We start from the raw sequence: 19,387 nt of genomic DNA, 5'->3' as shown, positions 1-19,387 counted from the left end.
AGAATAAGGGATACCACATCCTTTCAGACCAGCGGATAACGGTGGTCTATTTGTTGTACCTGAAATTCAATCAACAATAAATTTTGAAAATTTTTCATTTTCCTATTGACTTTTTATTTGCAGGCTTTATTTATGTTTTCCAAGTGCTTTAAACATGTAGCCCTTGTAGTTCTCCACTCCCGGCTGGTTAAATGGATTTACCCCCAGCATGCTTCCGGAAAGATAGCATGCAAATTCAAAAAAGTAAAACAATTGTCCAAAGCTGTATTCATTCAATTCTTCAATCCTCAGTCTGACACATGGAAGCCGCTCACTGTGAGCCTGAAATGTCGCTGAAAACGCAGCGCTGTTCACTGCCCTCAAATCTGTGCCGTTTAAGTAATCGAAGCCATCATCCACATCGTCCGCTTCAAGAATCACCTCTGCATCCGGTTTTTCAATATCCAGAAATGTCTCAAACAGCACAGGGCTCCCTTCCTGAACGAACTGGCCAATTGAATGCAGATCTTCCGAATATTTTACAGCTACCGGATACAGCCCTTTTCCATCTTTTCCCTCACTCTCTGCAAACAGTTGGGTCCACCAGCCATTGAAATACTGATACCTCGGCTCAAAGGAGGCCAGCATCTCCATGCGAAACCCTTTCTGGTACAGAACATTACGTATCGCGGCATAACGGAAAGCGTCATTTTTCTCACCTGCCGTTGTTCTTAAATTCTTCTCCATATCTCTTGCGCCAGACACCATGGCACGAATATCAATTCCTGCCACCGCGGCCGGGAACAGTCCTACATTGCACAGGGCGGAATATCTGCCTCCAATATCTTCCGGAAAGTCGAGAAATGTATATCCGTGAGTCACACACAGTTCCTGCAATTCACTGCCTCTCGTCCCTGTTGCAAATACCCTGCTGCTGTATCCCGCTCCATAACGTTTTTTCAGGTACTGCCTGAGAATCCGAAAACCAATTCCCGGTTCCATTGTCTCAAAATTCTTGGCAATTATATTGATATAGACGGACTTACCGTCCAACTGCTCTAAAATATGATTTATATATGCAGAAGATATATTGTTTCCGGCATACAGGACTTTCACTTTTCCATGACCCGGCAGCGCTTCGATCACTGCCCTGGCCGCCTGATTGGAACCCCCGATTCCGATTATTACGAGGATATCCCCATCCTCCCGGACCCGTTTTGCGAAAGTCTCGATCTCAGCAATCCGCTCTTCTCCTGCCCATTCATCTACAGCCAGCCAGCCGAGACTGTCACGATACTGCTCTTCTCCTGCCTGCGCTCTGATCAGGATTTCTTCCTTCTGTCTCATATATTCGCTTAGTTCGTCATTAGCCGTCTGCCCGCTTCCGTCATAGAATTCCAAATGCACCATATTGATCACCTACCCAAGAATTTCCCGAACATACGCAACTGCGTTCGTATACCGTTCAAAGTCTACCTTTCCTTTTTCATATTCAATGACCGCCCAGCCATTGCTGCCGAAATTCTTCTTAATCACAGCCAGGAGCCTCTCATAATCCATATCTCCTTTGCCCAGATCTACATAACTCTCCTGCTTCTCAGCAAATGTTCTGCATTTTTCCATCTCTTCTTTCTTATAATCTCGTAAATGCACGTAAGAAATTCTGTCCGGATACTTCTCTATCAAATCCGCAGGATCCCATCCGCTGCCGGCCGCCCAGCCAGTGTCCAGTGCGAATCGCACCTCCGGAGCAGCATCGATCAGTGTCATAAACAGCAGGCCATCATGGTCAAATTCCCAACAATGATTATGATAGTTGACTGAAACCCCTTTTAACCTTGCCTTACCCGCGATCTTGTTCAGTTTTTCTGCCATTTTCTCTGCTGCCGCCGGATCAGCCAGTCTTGGGTCAACCGGTTCTTCTGGATGATGCGATGGATCATTCTGAGCCATGCCGGTAAAAATAATATTTTTATTCGGCATTACCTGCAGAAACTCCACTGCCTTTTCTATTGCCTCCTCTACTTTCTGAGGATCATCCAGTAAGTCGGTCCACAGCGCAGAGACATGAAGTCCGGCTAACTGCAGATTGTATTTATCCAGCAGTTCTTTTAAATAGCTGCTCTTCTCGACTCCAAAGAAGCGGGCGCCGATCTCAACACCCTGGCAGCCGGTTTTCTCAAACTCCTTTAAAACTTCTTCCGTTTCCTTTGCTATCCTGTCGGTAAACAGGACGGCATGACAGCCTGTTTTCATCTTAAAATTCCTCCTGGTCTATTCAAAATCAATGGGGACACTGCATCCGCAGTCTGAAGATTCCTGCAACGCATCAATTAGTTTCTGAATATAGACGCCTCTCTGGAAGTCTGTGTCTATCGGTGTTCCCTTTTCAATCGCTTCAATAAACTGTTTTACTTCAAAATAAAAATTGATTGCAAACGTTGTTCTCGGAACATTTTCATTGATCAGATACATCTCTTCCGGCACCTTCACACACTCCGGTGCGCTGAAGTATCCACCCTCAGGATCCTTCTTCTGAATCTGCAGCGAGAAATGATCTGCTCCATCAAACACCGCGTTTCCGCCGCTGCCGTATACTTCCACGGTATGTCTGCTTCCAATTCTGCTGGCCGTATAGGAAAGAAGAACACCGTCTCGCGTTCTGGCTGAAAACACAGCTACATCATCATTATCTACACTTCCCCTGCCGTTCCCGTGTACCCGGTCGCGTTCCCCTACCATAATACCGCTCATGCACTGTACTTCGGTGATTGGTCCTGCCGTGTCTCGGATCAGCATATCGCCAATATCCAGCATATGACTTCCGAAGTCTGCCATAGCTCCTGGTCCCGACAGCGCCTTCTGCATCCTCCATTCCAGTTTAACCTGGGGATTGGCAATACGGTTTCCGCCAAGAGACTGGCGAATATAAAATATTTTTCCGAGCTCACCATCATCTATCAGCTTTTTCAAATACATATACCCTGGAATTCCACGGTAACAGAGCCCGATCATGCAGATTTTACCAGACATTTCCGCATAATTCAGCGCCTTCTGACACTCTTCGGCATCGACTCCAAACGGTTTCTCGCACAGCACATGCTTTCCTGCTTTCAACGCCTGAACTGTCAATTCAATATGAGAGGCATTGGGGGTGCAGATACTGACCGCATCCACCATATCCAGAAGTTCTTCATAACTTTCACATGCTTTTGCCCCTTTCAGTCCATATTTTTCTATGTAAGCGGCTGACCTCTCCCTGATAATATCGTAAACTGCTGTGATCTTCGCCTCCGGCACCCTTAAATACCCGTCAATATGATTGCCTGCAATCCCAATTGTATTTCCAACACCTACAATCCCTACTCTTACCATTGTATTTCTCCTTTCAACCTTCTCAAATAAATGTCTTCAAATATTCTTTTCCAAGTATCAGCCCGTTTTCTACCAGCTCCAGAGAGTCCTCGTAATCCGGGTCCTCATGTTCAATGCTGACGGTTCCCTGATATCCAGCCTTCTTAAGTTCCCCAGTCAGCTTACTCCAATCCAGAAGTCCATGGCCCGGTATCCGGTAATTCCACCAGCTAAAGTCTGTCAAAATCCCGCATTCCTTCAGACGCTCTTCTTTAATCTCCGTATCCTTTGCATGAACATGAAAAATCTTGTCTCCAAATTCCGTCAGCGGGGCATACGGATCAATAAACTGCCATATCAGATGAGAGGGGTCATAGGCCAGCCCCACTTTACTGCTGTCCAGCCTTTTCAATATCTCTCTCCACATCACCGGTGAAATGGCGATATTCCCCATGAGCGGGCAGTTTTCAAATGCCAGCTTTACATTTTTCTTCTCCGCGTATTCCACAATAGGATCAAAGGTCTGAACAAACTGATCCAGACTTCGGGCCGGTGTCCTGCGGATCGAATCTGCCTTATCATAAATTCCTTCCTCCAGAGTCTTATTAATTCCCGTAGAAGTTACGATTTTTTCTATTCCGAGATCTCCAGCAAATGCGATCCTCTTTTTCAATTCCGCAAGATGCGCTTTGGCCTCCTCGCTGTCCGTACTAAGAAAATTTCTGCAGTAGGTTAGCGATGTAATCGTTACTTTTCCCTTTTCCAGAACACGTTCAAAAAGTTCTCTCTCCATTGGAACTGTAGGACCTACTTCAAGGTCTTCGAATCCCTGTTCCGCTGCCCAGTCCGCAATTTCATCTAAATGTACCATCCCCTTTTTCACAAGGATGTTCGTCATAAAACCAAGCCTCATCTTATTCCTCCTTGTTATGAACACTCAACTCTTAACCGCTCCTGCAATACCTTCCACAAAGTACCTTTGCAGACAAATGAACAATAGAATTATGGGGATTACCGCAATCACACCGCCCGCAGCAATTCCGGTCCAGTCAACAGTATTTTCTCCCTTAAACGCATACAATCCAACTGCCAGAGTTCGCGAAGACGGATTGTTCAGTGTCAGTACCAATGGAAGCATAAAGGCATTCCATGCCCAGATCGTCTCCATGATAACTACGGTAGTTGCAATCGGCTTCGTCAGCGGCATCATAATATTAAAGAAGGTCCGAAAGAAATTACAGCCATCCACCTTCGCCGCCTCTTCCAGTTCTCCGGGAATCTGCTCAAAAAAGCTGGAAAACAAAAGAAGAAAAATTACGTGGGCACCTCCTGCCTGCGCCAGAATAAGCCCCAGCTTGGTACCGACCAGTTTCATACTCTTGATTACCTCGTAAGTCGGTATGATTGTACTGACCAGCGGTATCGCAATACTGCTCATGAAAACCATCATCACCACTTTCTTGCCCACAAAGTTATATCTTCCCATCGCATACCCTGCAAGCATGGTCATAATCAGTACGAGGAATACCGCAAAAAATGTTACAATTACCGTGTTAATAAAATATGTATTGAAATGTGCCTTCTCCCAGATCCTGGTTACATTGTCAAAAGTAGGATTCTGTGGAATCAGTCCTAATTTATTTTTAAAAAATTCGTTCTGGTCCTTAAAGGACGCAGATATCATCCACAAAAACGGATAAATCCATGCCAGACCGATTATCAGCAGCAATCCGTGATTCAGCAGTGTCTTCACCTGTCTCTTTGCCTTATCTCTGTTCATCTTTACCTCCTGATTTTCTGATATCTATACGCGCCTGCTGTTTAAACGCGCCTTGATGATATTTAACACAACACCGATCACAATCACCGCAATTCCAAACAGAATTGCCGCTGCACTGGCATATCCCAGTCTCGGCATTCCAATCTCACTGGAGAATGCCGAGCGGTAAACGTAAGTGGCAATCACATCGGTCGCATAGAAGGGACCGCCTTCTGTCATCGTCTTGACAATATCGAATACCTTCAGGGAATTGATCGCGCACAGGATTGCGATGATTCCACCGACCGGTGCGATAAGCGGAAGGACGATATGGATAAATGTCTGGAATCGGGTAGCTCCGTCTACGGTAGCCGCCTCGTACACGTCCTTCGAAACGCCCTGAAGTCCAGCCAGCCAGTAGATCATGTAAGTACCGCAGTCTTTCCAGAGAGAGATAAGAACCAGCGTCGGCATGGCGTATTTTGCATTTCCCAGAAAATTGATCGGCGCCTTAATCAGATGAAGCGTGACCAGTAAATGGTTAACCGGTCCCTGTACACCCAACAGGAAGATCATGATGATACCGACGACCGATGCTGTGGTGACAACCGGTATAAAATACATGGTCCGGTAAACCGTCCTTCCTTTCAAAGCCTCGTTGTTCAGCATATATGCCAGGAACAGTGACACTGCCAGCTCTAACGGAACGATCATGATCGTATATTTAAAGCTGTTGAAAAAGGCATTCCAAAACAGTTCATCATGAATCAGTTCGACATAGTTCTGAAGTCCAATAAAAGCCGCATGATTCGTCAAACCTGACCAGTCCAGAAACGAGTACTGGATGCTGCAGATGATGGGATATCCCTGAAACAGGATATAAAAAATAAGCGACATTGACATAAACAGCCAGCACCAGCCGTTTAAGATCAGCTTCTCCCGGCGTTTATTCCGTTTTGTAACAGCAGCCACTCCCATATTCTCCGTTTTTGCTTTCATAATCCACCTCACAGATAAAATTTCTCACGGTTATAATTAGTTTTTTAATTTAATTAAATAATATCATTATGCCTATTATTTGTCAATATATTTTTTCATTTATATATATTTCTTACAAAGAAAGGCCGAAACACCTCATAGAATCTACTTCTATAAGATATTTCGGCCATGCCGTGAATGACTTTTAAACTGTTTTATCCCCATCTCCCGTCACGTTCTGTTCCGGTCCTTCTTTCACTCCAAATCCCGTATAGTTCTTTCCCACCTCTATCACGCGATATCCATCTACACAATCCTGAAATTGTAACTCATTTTGCTGCAGGAAGGTACAAAATTCTGACCAGCAGTGCTTTGCCTCTTCCCATTCTCCTGATGCCAGATCATGCAGAGCCTTCCCCAGGCGTCTGACATATTCCGAATGAAATTCTAACAGAGTCCAATAACTCAGGTTGTCCTTACCGCAGCTTTCGACATTTTCCCGGATAACCGGAAGAAACTCCTGTACCAGTTTTTCAAGAGCAGCCATCTGTTCAGCTACTGCCTTATTTTGCCGCGGTCCTTTTCCATTAAAGTAATCACAACTGCACAAGACAGATATCTTTTTTAGGTATTCTCTCACCTGTCTGTACCCACCTCCATACGCTGCCGAGAAATACTCTTCTTCCAATTGTTCCTCCGAGAGAGATGAATCAAACAGTTTCTTTCCCATAATATAGTTGGGCAAAGCATTCGGAAGCGCCGCCCGAAGTTCCTGGCAGCTGATATACCCGTTTAGGCCCATGTCCTCCAGATGCTCAATATCCTGGCCAATAACTTCCGCCAGTCCGATATAACCGAAATCTCCATAATGAGCCCGGCCAAGCGGATAGTCATAGACAAAGCTGTCTCCATGAAATACTTCCTGCCATGCGCGCAGAAAAGCCATATTCTCATTTAAGTCCACAGGCAGCCGAATCTCATTTCTCCTGTATGGCGGAATAGCTTCATATTCCCGGCTGATGTGGTAAGACTCCTCAAAGGTACGGCTGATTGGTGCAAACATCAGCACAAAACGGTCCGGATTCTGAAAGCGTTCCTTTTCAGGAGGCCATAAAAGCTCCTGATACAGCAGAAATACGATCCGCATGCTGCTTCCCACCTCGGTAAGCTTTCGGTCTGCCATATTTAATATTCTGACATACTGGTCAGAAAGAAGCTCCTTCCTGCAGGAATTACACTCACAAACATTATTGTACTCATCTGCCAGCCATACATGGAGATAATCAATATCCGGGTTCTGGACCGCATAACGGACGATTGCATCGGTAAATTCCCTGATAACGATTTCACTGGAATAGCAGAGATTTGTATTCATCGGGATACCATGAAACAATGCACGTTTTCCGTTCAGTTCTGCCATAAGTCCAGTTTCTTCCCTGGTTGGCTTCCGTGAAGACGGCTTCCATTCCACGGAAGGATAGCCGATTACATCTCCAGTCCAGCCATGTCCCGCCTGATGAAGCCTCAGTCCCCGGCGTTTCATCTCCTTGCATGCCATTTTCGTATACACTTCTGCCTGCTTTATGTCAAACACTTCCTCCGGAATGAGCGGATTATTTTCATGATGATACCATCTGGCCATAAAAGTATAGGGAAGCTTAAACTGAAGAAAAAATGAATTATATCCCATTTTCGGCAGCCAGTCAATAAAGTCCAGAATATTCTCCAGCGAATTAGCACCCTCGATGCAGACTCCCCGATGTTGGAAAGAGGCCGTCTTTTTTTCCGTCATTGATAGCGCATCTATATCTGTCAGCGGTTCGATGATCTCGTACTTCTTCCCCGGACGCAGGAAATGGCAGCCGGCAGACTGAAGCCAGGCGTAAACGCCAATCAGCACACTGACGGGATTATTCCCGGCTATAACGCCTCCACCAATTCCTGTATGAATCACATATCCGTCCGGAGCCGTTTCAGGATACTGCATTTTTTGACAGCATTTCCCTCCATCTGTCAGTTCCAGCCTTAGTCGATAACTTCCTGGTTTTCTGAGTGCATGACTCTTCTTCTGCATTTTATTCCAATAATCCTTAAGCTCCTCTTCTGCAAACTGAAACACCTCGTGATTCTGATAGGTATTTTCAATAATTAAATTCAAAACATTCCCCCCTTTTCCTCGTCGGACTTTCTAAAAATGGGTATCCCACATACCGCACCAGACATCCTCATCATATTTTCCTTCAAATGGAGCAAGGCCTGCAATGCGTTTTATCGTCTCATCCACCGTTTCCGGCGTATCGTTATATGCATTTATAAATGCCGGTACTCTCGCCACGTCGATGAGATGGTTCGTATAGTTAAATGAGGTAAATACAGTAGGAACATCATGTATATACCAGGGATAGCAGCTCGACATCGGATGCGGCCACAGCAGCCTGACAGAATTGGTCTGTGCAAAGCTGGTAATATCTGCAAATATCATTACCGCATCATACCTTTTCTTAAACTCTGCTATCTTCCCTTTATCTACCGAAGATACCATGAGCTCCGGTTCATAGCCATATTTCTTTAAAGAAGACAGAATCCGTTCTGTAATTTGATCGCTTCCTCCCGACTGAACACCCTGACCATAGGAAGAATTCAGACTTCCTATATTCCCGGCCAGAACAAACACACCGATTTTTTTATAAACCTCCGGCAACAGCGGAATCTGTCCCTTCGTATTCTTAACCAGTGTGACAGCCCTCTGGGATGCCTTTCTCGCTGTCTCCAGATGCTCTCTGCATCCAATTCTTGCCAAAGCCTCCTTCCCCGGATGAAAGCTGCCATTCTCTTTCCTTTTGTGAAGTCCAATAGCCGCCTTACAGGCCAGAATCCGGTAAAGTGCATCTGTAAGCCGCTTCTCTGTCACGATTCCTGCTCTTATCCCCGCTTTCATCGCCTCCACATCTTCCTCCACATCATTGATTCCCAGAATCACATCACAGCCGCAGGCAATCGATAAAGGAAGCGCATCAAAACGGCTCATTCCATAATATCCCATCATTTTCGTCTGATCAGTCACCACCAGACCATTGAATCCGAGTCTGCCGCGCAGAAGCCCTTCTACCAGCTCTCTGGAAAGACAGGCTGGCTGCATATCCCGCTCCTCCAACTGCGGACTTAACTTCTTCTGATAGGCCGGAAGCGTAAAATGAGCTACCATAATACTCAATACACCATTATTGATCGCCGTCTGATAGATTTTTCCAAATGTCTTATCCCATTCTTCACACGTCAGACCGTTGTTTGAAATAGCCAGATGCTGGTCCCTTTCCTCCCATCCATCGCCGGGGAAGTGCTTCAGACACGGCACTACACCATACTCCATGCACCCCCTGTTATATGCTTCCACGCAGTCACTGACAAACTGCGGATCACTGCCATAAGCCCTCGTATTAATCAAACTGTTTCTCCAGTTACCGTAGATATCTCCCACCGGACCAAATGTCCAGTTATACCCCACTGCGGCTGTCTCACTTCCAGTAATCCGTCCTGCCTCATATGCATAATAGGGATCTCTCGTGGCCCGAACCTGTGCCCCGGAAGCTACCAGGGTTCCTCCTCTCAGTACACCATTGGGACCGGACTCGCAGTTTCCTGCATAAAGATATGGAATCCTGGCTCGTTCCTGCAGTTCTGCCATAATATCCTGAGCTTCTTCATTACCGTAAAGTGCAGCTCTGAATGGAATAGCTGACAACGGATACGCCTCCAGAAATTGAATCAGCTCTTCTTTGCTTTTTCCCATCAGCGGATCTGCAAAGAGCTGGCATATCTTTTCATGAGGTGTCATAGCTGCCTCTGTCTCCACTACCCATCGTTCCCCTGCTTCATCCAGATAGAATGGATTTCCCCTTAAATCAACCAATTGATTTTCCTCCTTCTCCTGAGTATCATGAAACCTTTTATTTAATTAATTTAATTAAATATTATACTGTTTCAACACTTTTGTCAATTGATGATACTCATATTTTCTGTCTCTCTCTCAATTATGGTGAAAATTTTATTCTGTGCTATCAGCACATTTTAAAATCGCCAACGATAAAAAGGCCCGGCATCCATCCCTCCTGGGACCTCCTGCCGGGCCAAATAACGCTTCTGTTAAATTTTCTTATACCGCTCGATCATCTCTTCCAGAGTCACCTGCTCCACCAGCGGTGCCTTGCCGAACGAGCCAAACTGCACGATCAGCGTTCCTACCACTTCCTTCACACCGCGTTCCACGCAGTTTACGATAGCCGCCACATCTTCATCCGGGATCGTTCCCTTCATAACCGTATCCATAATCGGCGGAAGGAAGACACGCGGGTCAAACTGGCTCTTTTTCGCTTCCAGCAGCTCGTAAATCTCACCGATGGACGCACTGGTACGCAGTTCCGGATATTTTACAAACAGTTCCTTCATGTTCCTGGTAACTGCCAGGCGGATATCGGTATCCACGTTAATCTTGTTGATCCCACAGGGAATAGCTGCCTGCAGTTCTTCAACAGCGATGCCATAGGTATTCGTCAGTTCTCCGCCCAGGGCATTGATCTCATCTACAATATATTTCGGAACCGTAGAGGAACCGTGGGATACAAGCGCACCGAAAATACCCTCGTGGCTTAAGCACTCTCTGATCGCCGTGGCGATCTCCTTTCTCAGCTTCACGTCTTTTCCCTTGGACGCGCCGTGCATGGTTCCGTAGGAGATGGCAAGCGCATCCACGCCGGTCTTGCGGAAAAACTCCACTGCCTTTAACGGATTCGTATAGGTAGAGGAAGCGGAGAATACGTGGTCTTCCACACCGGCCAGAACCCCCAGTTCCCCTTCCACACTGACGCCCCTGGCGTGAGCATATTTTACCACTTCTCTTGTCAGCTCCACATTCTCGTCAAACGGCAGTGAGGAGCCGTCGATCATGACAGAGGTGTAGCCTCCTGAAATCGCCGCCACGCAGGAATCAAAATCGCGGCCGTGATCTAAGTGCAGTACAATTGGAATCTCAGAATCGGCTCCGTATTTCTTTACGGCGTCCGCGATATTCTTTGCGCCGATCTTCTTGTCTTCCAGTGTTGCGTTCATGAAATCCGTACGGCCGCCCATAAAGCCATTTGCTAAATCTGCTCCCTGTAAAATGGCCGGTGAACGAAACATCTCGTGCACTTCAATAGCCGCTTTTGCCTGGGCTACCGCATTTACATTAAATGCGCCCTGGCCGAATCCGTATTTTATCGTCGCCTCCATCAGAGGTCTTAATGGAATCAATGGCATTGTCTTTATCCTCTCTCTCTTTTCCTGTGCAGTTTCTGCTTTCACTGCTTTTCTTCTTTTCTGCTTTTCTTCCTGCTCCCTATACCGCGTCTTCCCTTTTCAGTCTGTCAGGGCCGCCACATAGTCCGTCAGCGTCAGCGTAATATCCGGATGGTTCTGGAGTAAGCTCACCGGAAAATCGGTGGAAGGCTCTCCGTAAGCCGTACGGCGCACCACCGCTCTGTGCCAGTTGCGGAATACACCCAGGCGGATTTTTCTCGCATGGGCAATCTCGTAGATTCCGATCGTCACGCAGTAATGCGGCATATCCTCCAGCGCTCCGCCGAAATCACCGATAGCGTTGGCCGTCCTCGTCTCCGGTGTGATAGCCAGAACCCTCGTTTTCTGCGACAGAAATTCCTCCGGTGTAAGAGAAGGATCCGCCTCATTAAACGCCACATGGCCATTGATGCCGATGCCTCCGAATGCGATATCGACACCCCCCAGCTTCTCGATCAGCTCCGGAATATAGCTGACATTGTCAGGATCCGGGAATACCCGCTGCTCTTCCGGCATAATTAATTCCGGCCTGATCTTCGTATAGACAGTCCGTTCCATGAACCCATGGAAACTTAACGGGTGATCCACTGGAATCCATTTTTTATCGTCGTCCAGATACTCATCCATATTGATAAACCAGGTATCCTTAAGACTTAAATTCTTTTCGTTGACCATGTCCACGAAATAGGGGTACTGGCCGACCGGGCCGACCGGGCAGATAAATACCGTCTTCTTTCCGGCCTGGTTGTTCTCCTCGATCGCCTGGAACATCTCCTTTGCCATCGCCTGAAATACCGTGGCATTATCCGGCATGCAGATCAGCGGGAGCCGCGGATTCTTCAAAAGCTGTTCTTTGTTGTACTGGTAATATGCGTGATTCATCTTTAACCTCCTTAGAAAAGAGAGTGTCTCTGAATTGGAGATACCATCTCCGGGACACTCTCTTCACCTGTGTATTACTTTTAACAGTTACTGTTTACTTCTTATTTGCCTGCTTCTATCATGTTATCGATCATAACGTAATCGGCTACCGGAACTTCCTTCTCGACCACGCCTGAATTGATAAAGTTATCCTGCTGAATCTTATAGTAATTTTCTACGGTACCGTCTGCCGCTCCCTCGGAGACTTCTTTTCCTGTCAGCCAGTCCGCATCACCGCGCTGTGCATAAACGCTGTCGTAATCAGTGGCCGTCTGTGTCGAAACATACTTGGCAACCTCATCATAATGATCGTCTGCCGCGTAGTCCATGGCCTTAAATAATGCCTTTGTGAAACGCAGGATCTTATCCTGATTTGCTTCCGCATACTTTGGTGTTGCAATCCAGCTTGCAAGGGATACCGTAGTGTCGGAGAACGTTAAGTTATCACAGAGCTTTGTGGAGTCTTTCACTTCCTCTAAAATCTTTAAGCTGTTTGGAGACCATGTGGCGCATGCGTCTACGCCGCCGGAAATCATGGCAGTAACAATACCGGATGCATCCATATCCACAGCAGTAATATCATCCATGGTCATACCGGCCTTTGTCAGGCTGTTCACCAGAATGTCCTCGCTGGAGGTACCGGAAGAGTATGCAACCTTCTTTCCCTTTAAGTCTTCTACTTTCGTAATTCCAGGGCCGGCAATTAAAGCGTCGCCGTTGGAAATATGAGACAGAGCAAAAATCTTCGCCTGGCCGTTGACACAGAGCTTATGAGCGCCCTGACCGATGTATCCCACATCGATGCTGCCGGATTCCATGGCTGCGATGATGGTTGGACCGTCTGCGAATTCCACAAGGTTTACGGTAATGCCTTCCTCATCAAAATAGCCTTTTTCCTTTGCCGTCATCACGGACCATAAGCTTCCGTAGTTAGGCATATATGCCACATTCATGGTAATCGGTTCTGCCTTGGCTTCTGTAGGCGCCTCTGTTGTCTCCTCTGCTTTTGTCTCTTCCTTCGTCGTCTCTGCCTGTGCCGCTGTAGTCGTCTCCGCCGGTGCCGCTGTTGTCGCTTCTGTCTTGCTGCTTCCGCAGCCTGCCAGTGATGCTGCTACCAGAGCCGCCATAATTAATGGTAATGCCTTCTTCATAATGTTTTCCTCCTTTAATGGTTTTTTATAAAACATTTTTTAAACTGCTGTTTTCAAATACTGCCATTTTCCTTATTTACGCACTTCCAGATATTCCTGATAAACCTCGCCCCAGATATAAGTCTTTAAATCCAGAAATGGAAGCTCCATCTTCATCTCCTGAGTACGCGGATATGGAAGATTGATATCCACAATTTTCTTGATACGGCCCGGTCTCGCGCTCATGATAATAACCTTGGTTGCCAGAATGACGGCCTCTTCCACATCATGGGTGATGAAGAAACACGTCTTCTTCTCTTCCTGCCACGTCTTTGTCAGTTCTGACTGAAGCTGGGTTCTGGTCTGTGCATCCAGCGCTCCGAAGGGTTCATCCATGAGAAGCACTTCCGGCTGTACCGCATACGCTCTGGCGATCGCCACCCTCTGCTTCATGCCGCCTGACAGCTCCTTCGGATATGCGTCCACGAATTCTTCCAGTTCTACCATCTTTATGTACTTCATGGCGATTTCCTTCGCCTGTGCATCGTTCATTCCCTTTAATTTAAGGCCGAACATAACATTTTTTAATACGGTCAGCCATGGGAACAGGGCATACTGCTGGAAAACCACGCCGCGTTCCGTTCCCGTTCCCTCCACCTTCTTGCCGTCTACATAGACGGCGCCGGAGGTTGCCGGAAGAAGGCCGGCAATAATATTCAGCAGGGTAGATTTCCCGCAGCCGGAAGGACCGACCACGCAGATAAACTCGTTCTCCATAATATCCAGGTCAATTCCATTTAACGCAACCATACGGCCCTTGCGGCCTTCATAGATTTTCTCCACATGGTCGATCTTAACCTTTATATTTCTCTCGTTTCCTGCCATCCCGTGAACTTCCTTTCCAGATATTTGATGATCTTTTCACTTGTAATTCCAATGATACCGATGATGATAATATAAAGAAGCATCGGCGGAACATCGAAGCTGTTGTTCAAAGAACGAATTCTCATACCAAGACCTGCCACGGCACCTGTCGACTCAGCCGCAATCAGTGTTGTGAGGGCGACAGATACGCCCAGACGGACTGCTGTGATGATAAACGGAGTCGTTGCCGGGAAAATAACCTTTACAAAGATATCTCTGTCTTTTGCTCCCAGAACCCGCGCGGCCTTGATCAGTGTCTCATCCACGTTGCGGACGCCCTGATAAATCGTGACGCACATAATTAAGAAAGTAGCCATCCAGATAACGATAACCTGCGGCTTTCTGCCGACGCCTGCAGCGATAACAACAAGCGGTACGTATGCCAGAGGCGGAATATTACGAATGAACTGAATCCACGGTTCCACGATGTAGCGTACCGGACGGTACCATGCCATCAGAAACGCGATCGGCACTGCCGTAACAAAGCCAAGGATAAATCCCAGAATAACAGAAATCATACTGCTGGAGAAGTCGTTCCACAAAACGCCCCTCTCAATCATGGTTTTCAGTGATTTGACAACCTCCGGCAGAAACGGAAAGCTTCTTGCGGTGGATGGATTGACCGACAGCCAGAACCAGAGCGCGATGGCAACCAAAAACGATATAAGCAGCCAGCCCCAGTTTGGTATTGCGGCAACGATGTCCTTCTTCTTTTTGTTTTCAGAATTACCAAAAGACATTTTGTAAATCCCCTTTCTTTGTGATTTTCCCCAATACACATATCTTTTTTATGTGTATATTATAACACATTGTATAAATTTATCACCTCTTATTTAGTCAAACGTTTGCGTAACTGAAAAGATAAAACTTCACGCAAACGTTTGACCATTCACCTATGGTATTTTGCCGGTTTTTCGTGTATACTTATGATAAACTGGCATTTATAATAAGGATGCAAAACGCAAGGAAAGGGGGCTGGTTTATGACACTCAAAGAAATCGCCAGAGAAGCCGGCGTATCCATCTCCACGGTTTCCCGGGTTATCAATAAAAACAGCACAAATGCCGCCAGCAAAGAGGTGCAGGACCGCATCTGGGAGATTGTACGGCGCACGGGATATACCCCCAACAGCACGGCCCGCGATTTGAAGATGGGGGGCTCCGAATCTCCGGAACCGCTCTCCCGCTCGATTGCGTGCCTGTTTGCCCGGACCGAAGATTCCAAGTCCGATCTCTTTTTTTCCACGCTGGCACGCAGTATCGAGCAGGAGGCATTTAAGCATAACTATGTGCTCAAATACTCTTTTACAGCGATTGACATTCATCACCCCAACACCTTTCGCCTCATTACGGACAACCATGTAGACGGTGTGGTCGTGCTGGGACGGTGTGACAAGCAGACTCTGAGCTTTTTAAAAAAATACTTTAACTGCGTTGCCTACACCGGTCTCAATATTCTGGATGCCAAATACGATCAGGTCATCAGCGACGGATACCAGGCCTCTCTGACCGCTGTGAATCACCTGATGGGCCTCGGACACACCAGAATCGGATATATTGGTGAGACTCAGGACGAGGACCGCTACACCGGATACTGCACCGCCTTAAATACAGGAGGGATTGCATTAAAAAAAGAATACGTGGCAAACGTCCCCCTGTCCTCAGAAGGCGGCTACCGCGGCGCCAGGCAGCTGATTGACCGCGGCGTGGACGTGTCTGCACTCTTCTGCAGTAATGATGTGACGGCCATTGGAGCCATGAGGGCCATACAGGAAACCGGCTGCCGGATTCCGGAGGATGTATCCATCATCAGCATTGATGATATCGATACGGCCCAGTACCTGTCCCCCATGCTGACCACCATTCACATGCCGGTGGAGGAGATGGGACAGATGACTGCGAAGATCCTGATTGACCGTATCGAGGGCGGCCACCGCCTTCCTATCCGCATGAATCTGCCGTATTATCTTGCCAGCCGTGAAAGCTGCTGTCAGTACCATCCTTCCAGGAACCTGACAGCGTCAAAAGACACCACCAATAAGAAATAATGAATAATATATAGAAGAAAAGAGGTAAATCTTATGCTTGTAACGATCTTTGATTCCAACGGATCCGCTGTCATCGACAGCATTGGCGCCCAGTTAATCTCCTATAAGGACAGCACTGGAAAAGAAACCATCTGGCAGAGGGATCCGAAATTCTGGAACCGCTGCTCCCCGCTTTTGTTCCCCATCGTAGGCAACTGCCGGAACAACAAAACCATCATTGAGGGAAAGACTTACTGTATCGAAAAACACGGTTTCTGCCGTGACGTGGATTTTCAGGTTACCAGGCAGTCCGATACTGCGGTTACATTTGAAATTCACGATACGGAAGAGACGAAGGCCGTTTATCCTTACTCCTTTTCCCTCTCCTTAACTTATGTCATGGAAAACGGCATGCTTTCCATGGAATACCGCGTTGCCAACACGGATGACAGAACCATATACTACTGCATCGGTGCCCACCCCGGATTTAACTATCCGATGGAGGAAGGTGCCTCCTTCAACGATTATGAGCTCGTATTTGAAGAGGACGAAACCGTATCCAGCATGGTCTACGATCTGGAGAATCTGCAGTTCGACCCGTCCCACAGAATTCCCCGTCTGGACCACAGCCGCAGGCTGCCGCTTACGAGGGAGATGTTCAAGGACGACGCCGTATATTTTGACGACTTGAAATCCAGGAAAGTATCTATAATCCATAAAGATTCCGGTCATGGGATTGAAGTCGGATTCCCAGGTTTCGATACGGTTGCATTCTGGACGCCTTACCCGGCAGAAGCCCCGTTCCTGTGTGTTGAACCGTGGAACGGTTCCGGTGTCTATGCCACAGAAGACGACGAATTCGTACATAAAAACCATGTTCAGAAGCTGGAAGCCGGAAAGAGCAAAACTTACGGCCTTACCATACGAATGATCTGATTCAAATAATTCCGATTGCCCCAGCAAATACAGAAAACCGGAATCATCTGGAAGATACAGCTTAACTCTTTCGCTGTCTCCTCCGGCTGATCCCGGTTTTCATTTATTTTCTATCATACGACACTGAAATTTTCCTGGGCAAACTTCCGGTACTTTTCCATAAATAATTTTCTGCGGCTGCTGCTGATATACAGCTTCTCGCCGTTTGCCATATGAATTTCATCCCCCTCCATACTGCGTATCTGCAGCATATTAATCAGATTATACTGATTAATGCGTACAAAATGGTAACTGGAAAGCCGCTGTTCTTCAACATCGAGCCTGGCCTTTACCCTTATCTTTTTCTTACCCAGCACTAAACTGGTCTTTCTGTCATAGGATTCGAGAAAACAGATATCATCCATGTTGTAAACCATAGGCTGTCCGTTAAATACGGCCGTATACTTTGCACGGGCCAGTTTTTTCCATTGATCTTTTCTTCCGCAGATATAAATAATTAAACTGTCCTTTTCCTTCTGCTTCAGCTGCTTAAATTTGCACTCCTTTGCCGTCCAGTCCTCATCTGCGTAGACAATGATGGCATGATAATTTTTTTCCTCCACGGCACTTAACAAGTCAGCCGGGGATAAGAAATAGTCTTCGTTTATCAGAACCCCTCTTCTTTTCCATTTTTCAAAATATGCTCTTGCATTATCCAGCTGTGACGTATTGTCTGCGTACACCGCTATCTTCATGCACGCTACCTCCGTAATTTCCTGATATCATATAATTTTGAGATCTCATATTATATAACGTTATTTTCTTAAGTCTGTGACGTCCGCAGCAGAATATTCTATATACTGCGCATAAATATAACAAAACTCCTCAAACTAATATCAGTCACGTTTGCGAAAGGAGATATCTATGGAAAAAGATAAAAACACAGTCAGCCAGCCCGATGATTTTGATGTTGATATCCAGGCGTGTTCTACCATGGACTGCACCGGTCTCATCCCTGCCCTGCCGGAAACAGAGGCGGAAAAAGAAGCTTATGAGGACTTATATCCTTACATCACGCATGCGAAGAACTGCGCGGATGACAAATAAAGATCCGGAATCACGAAATCCCCCGAAAGGCGTTCCGCGCACTTTTCGGGGGATTTGATTCTTCTGTCCTGTACGAAATGGTTTTATACTCCTGAATAAGCGGAGAATCCGCCGTCAACCGGAATAACCACACCTGTAATAAAGCCCGCAGCCTCATTATTTAACAAAAACAGCAGTGTTCCGTTTAACTCTTCCGCCTCGCCGAAGCGTCCCATCGGAGTTGCCGCCAGGATCTTGGCTGTTCTGGCTGTAGGCGTTCCGTCATCATTAAACAGAAGCTTCTCATTCTGTTTCGTCACGAAGAAGCCCGGAGCCATGGCGTTTACACGGATGCCCACCCTGGAGAAATGAACAGCCAGCCACTGGGTAAAGTTGCTCACAGCCGCCTTTGCACCGCTGTAGGCCGGGATCTTTGTCAGTGGGGTAAATGCGTTCATGGAGGAAACGTTTAAGATGTTACAGCCTTCTCTGCCGATCATATCTTTTGCAAAGATCTGTGTCGGAAGCAGGGTTCCTAAGAAGTTTAAGTTAAACACAAATTCCACACCCTTCGGATCCAGGTCGAAGAAGGAGATGGTATCTGCCTCGATGTCACCCATCTCGAAATACTCCTTCGTTGTCTGTGCCTTCGGATTGTTGCCGCCTGCACCGTTTACCAGTATGTCACACGGTCCCAGCTCAGCCAGTACCTTTGCGTGAACCTCTTCCAGGCTCTCGCGTTCCAGAACATTTGCCTTATAAGCCTTTGCCGTATGGCCTGCTGCCACGATGTCGTCCGCAACCTTACCGGCAGCCTCTTCATTTAAGTCGAGAACCGCAACCTTTGCGCCTGCCAAAGCCAGAGTCTTTGCAAACATGCCGCATAATACTCCGCCCGCTCCTGTCACCACTGCAACTTTTCCTGTTAAATCCGTTCCGAATGATAATCCCATAAGTCATTTCCCTCTTTCTTTTTATTCT

18 protein-coding genes are annotated in these 19,387 nt (G+C 46.9%); 3 read left to right on the top strand and 15 right to left on the bottom strand.

Annotated features, from left to right (window positions below; translation table 11 throughout):
• Positions 1–126 precede the first annotated feature (126 nt).
• The 13 genes from NE473_RS24790 to NE473_RS24730 all read right to left on the bottom strand — a co-directional run bounded on the left by NE473_RS24790 (position 127) and on the right by NE473_RS24730 (position 15,119).
• Positions 127–1,389 carry a glucose-6-phosphate isomerase gene (locus NE473_RS24790; protein WP_022030669.1) on the bottom strand — a complete coding sequence of 421 codons (1,263 nt, stop codon included), beginning with the start codon at positions 1,387–1,389 and terminating at the stop codon, positions 127–129.
• A gap of 9 nt (positions 1,390–1,398) precedes the next feature.
• On the bottom strand, positions 1,399–2,235 hold the full coding sequence (locus tag NE473_RS24785; RefSeq protein ID WP_055652294.1) for a sugar phosphate isomerase/epimerase family protein: 837 nt from the start codon (positions 2,233–2,235) through the stop codon (positions 1,399–1,401).
• Positions 2,236–2,253: 18 nt separating this feature from the next.
• Positions 2,254–3,354: a Gfo/Idh/MocA family protein gene (locus NE473_RS24780; RefSeq protein WP_055652295.1), complete on the bottom strand. Its 1,101-nt coding sequence runs from the start codon at positions 3,352–3,354 to the stop codon at positions 2,254–2,256.
• A 22-nt stretch (positions 3,355–3,376) separates the two neighbouring features.
• Positions 3,377–4,246, bottom strand: coding sequence for a sugar phosphate isomerase/epimerase family protein (locus tag NE473_RS24775; RefSeq protein ID WP_022030672.1), 870 nt, complete (start codon positions 4,244–4,246; stop codon positions 3,377–3,379).
• A 24-nt stretch (positions 4,247–4,270) separates the two neighbouring features.
• Positions 4,271–5,113 (bottom strand): carbohydrate ABC transporter permease, encoded by an 843-nt coding sequence (locus NE473_RS24770; RefSeq protein ID WP_022030673.1) that lies wholly within the window; start codon positions 5,111–5,113, stop codon positions 4,271–4,273.
• 24 nt (positions 5,114–5,137) lie between these two features.
• Positions 5,138–6,091: a carbohydrate ABC transporter permease gene (locus NE473_RS24765; protein ID WP_022030674.1), complete on the bottom strand. Its 954-nt coding sequence runs from the start codon at positions 6,089–6,091 to the stop codon at positions 5,138–5,140.
• A 184-nt stretch (positions 6,092–6,275) separates the two neighbouring features.
• Entirely contained in the window at positions 6,276–8,228 is a 1,953-nt protein-coding gene (locus tag NE473_RS24760) for a DUF4838 domain-containing protein (RefSeq protein WP_055652296.1), read from the bottom strand.
• 30 nt (positions 8,229–8,258) lie between these two features.
• Positions 8,259–9,980: a glycoside hydrolase family 3 protein gene (locus NE473_RS24755; RefSeq protein WP_055652297.1), complete on the bottom strand. Its 1,722-nt coding sequence runs from the start codon at positions 9,978–9,980 to the stop codon at positions 8,259–8,261.
• Positions 9,981–10,213: 233 nt separating this feature from the next.
• The gene (locus NE473_RS24750) at positions 10,214–11,365 is read right to left on the bottom strand and encodes a class II fructose-bisphosphate aldolase (RefSeq protein WP_039891865.1); all 1,152 of its coding nucleotides are present in this window, start codon (positions 11,363–11,365) and stop codon (positions 10,214–10,216) included.
• Positions 11,366–11,464: 99 nt separating this feature from the next.
• Entirely contained in the window at positions 11,465–12,286 is an 822-nt protein-coding gene (locus NE473_RS24745) for a sugar phosphate isomerase family (RefSeq protein ID WP_055652298.1), read from the bottom strand.
• 101 nt (positions 12,287–12,387) lie between these two features.
• Positions 12,388–13,476, bottom strand: a complete 1,089-nt coding sequence (locus NE473_RS24740) for an ABC transporter substrate-binding protein (RefSeq protein WP_022030679.1) — start codon at positions 13,474–13,476, stop codon at positions 12,388–12,390.
• Between the two features lie 72 nt (positions 13,477–13,548).
• Positions 13,549–14,340, bottom strand: a complete 792-nt coding sequence (locus NE473_RS24735) for an ABC transporter ATP-binding protein (RefSeq protein WP_006774272.1) — start codon at positions 14,338–14,340, stop codon at positions 13,549–13,551.
• Positions 14,316–15,119, bottom strand: coding sequence for an ABC transporter permease (locus tag NE473_RS24730; RefSeq protein ID WP_055652299.1), 804 nt, complete (start codon positions 15,117–15,119; stop codon positions 14,316–14,318). The genes NE473_RS24735 and NE473_RS24730 overlap by 25 nt, the downstream gene beginning before the upstream one ends.
• 242 nt (positions 15,120–15,361) lie before the next feature.
• On the opposite strand from NE473_RS24730, the gene NE473_RS24725 reads away from it, so the two are divergent.
• A complete protein-coding gene (locus NE473_RS24725) occupies positions 15,362–16,426 on the top strand; it encodes a LacI family DNA-binding transcriptional regulator (protein ID WP_055652300.1) in 1,065 nt (354 codons plus the stop codon).
• A 33-nt stretch (positions 16,427–16,459) separates the two neighbouring features.
• The gene (locus tag NE473_RS24720; RefSeq protein ID WP_055652301.1) at positions 16,460–17,341 is read left to right on the top strand and encodes an aldose 1-epimerase family protein; all 882 of its coding nucleotides are present in this window, start codon (positions 16,460–16,462) and stop codon (positions 17,339–17,341) included.
• A 113-nt stretch (positions 17,342–17,454) separates the two neighbouring features.
• Here NE473_RS24720 and NE473_RS24715 read toward each other — a convergent pair whose 3' ends face one another.
• The gene (locus tag NE473_RS24715) at positions 17,455–18,075 is read right to left on the bottom strand and encodes a LytR/AlgR family response regulator transcription factor (protein ID WP_022030682.1); all 621 of its coding nucleotides are present in this window, start codon (positions 18,073–18,075) and stop codon (positions 17,455–17,457) included.
• 169 nt (positions 18,076–18,244) lie between these two features.
• Here NE473_RS24715 and NE473_RS24710 point away from each other — a divergent pair, with 169 nt between their 5' ends.
• The gene (locus tag NE473_RS24710) at positions 18,245–18,427 is read left to right on the top strand and encodes a hypothetical protein (RefSeq protein WP_006774279.1); all 183 of its coding nucleotides are present in this window, start codon (positions 18,245–18,247) and stop codon (positions 18,425–18,427) included.
• An 83-nt stretch (positions 18,428–18,510) separates the two neighbouring features.
• Here the strand turns inward: NE473_RS24710 and NE473_RS24705 are convergent, their stop codons facing one another.
• Positions 18,511–19,359, bottom strand: coding sequence for an SDR family oxidoreductase (locus NE473_RS24705; protein ID WP_055652302.1), 849 nt, complete (start codon positions 19,357–19,359; stop codon positions 18,511–18,513).
• Positions 19,360–19,387: the final 28 nt, after the last annotated feature.

The organism is Hungatella sp. SL.1.14, assembly GCF_024460495.1.
Classification (GTDB): domain Bacteria; phylum Bacillota; class Clostridia; order Lachnospirales; family Lachnospiraceae; genus Hungatella; species Hungatella hathewayi.
This window is presented reverse-complemented; position numbering and strand designations above follow the sequence as displayed.

Coding starts and splice junctions, on each gene's coding strand:
- NE473_RS24710 (WP_006774279.1), top strand. CDS start 18,245: ATGGAAAAAGATAAAAACACAGTCAGCCAGCCCGATGATTTTGATGTT.
- NE473_RS24735 (WP_006774272.1), bottom strand. CDS start 14,340: ATGGCAGGAAACGAGAGAAATATAAAGGTTAAGATCGACCATGTGGAG.
- NE473_RS24790 (WP_022030669.1), bottom strand. CDS start 1,389: ATGGTGCATTTGGAATTCTATGACGGAAGCGGGCAGACGGCTAATGAC.
- NE473_RS24715 (WP_022030682.1), bottom strand. CDS start 18,075: ATGAAGATAGCGGTGTACGCAGACAATACGTCACAGCTGGATAATGCA.
- NE473_RS24785 (WP_055652294.1), bottom strand. CDS start 2,235: ATGAAAACAGGCTGTCATGCCGTCCTGTTTACCGACAGGATAGCAAAG.
- NE473_RS24765 (WP_022030674.1), bottom strand. CDS start 6,091: ATGAAAGCAAAAACGGAGAATATGGGAGTGGCTGCTGTTACAAAACGG.
- NE473_RS24750 (WP_039891865.1), bottom strand. CDS start 11,365: ATGCCATTGATTCCATTAAGACCTCTGATGGAGGCGACGATAAAATAC.
- NE473_RS24730 (WP_055652299.1), bottom strand. CDS start 15,119: ATGTCTTTTGGTAATTCTGAAAACAAAAAGAAGAAGGACATCGTTGCC.
- NE473_RS24770 (WP_022030673.1), bottom strand. CDS start 5,113: ATGAACAGAGATAAGGCAAAGAGACAGGTGAAGACACTGCTGAATCAC.
- NE473_RS24725 (WP_055652300.1), top strand. CDS start 15,362: ATGACACTCAAAGAAATCGCCAGAGAAGCCGGCGTATCCATCTCCACG.
- NE473_RS24780 (WP_055652295.1), bottom strand. CDS start 3,354: ATGGTAAGAGTAGGGATTGTAGGTGTTGGAAATACAATTGGGATTGCA.
- NE473_RS24745 (WP_055652298.1), bottom strand. CDS start 12,286: ATGAATCACGCATATTACCAGTACAACAAAGAACAGCTTTTGAAGAAT.
- NE473_RS24705 (WP_055652302.1), bottom strand. CDS start 19,359: ATGGGATTATCATTCGGAACGGATTTAACAGGAAAAGTTGCAGTGGTG.
- NE473_RS24740 (WP_022030679.1), bottom strand. CDS start 13,476: ATGAAGAAGGCATTACCATTAATTATGGCGGCTCTGGTAGCAGCATCA.
- NE473_RS24720 (WP_055652301.1), top strand. CDS start 16,460: ATGCTTGTAACGATCTTTGATTCCAACGGATCCGCTGTCATCGACAGC.
- NE473_RS24775 (WP_022030672.1), bottom strand. CDS start 4,246: ATGAGGCTTGGTTTTATGACGAACATCCTTGTGAAAAAGGGGATGGTA.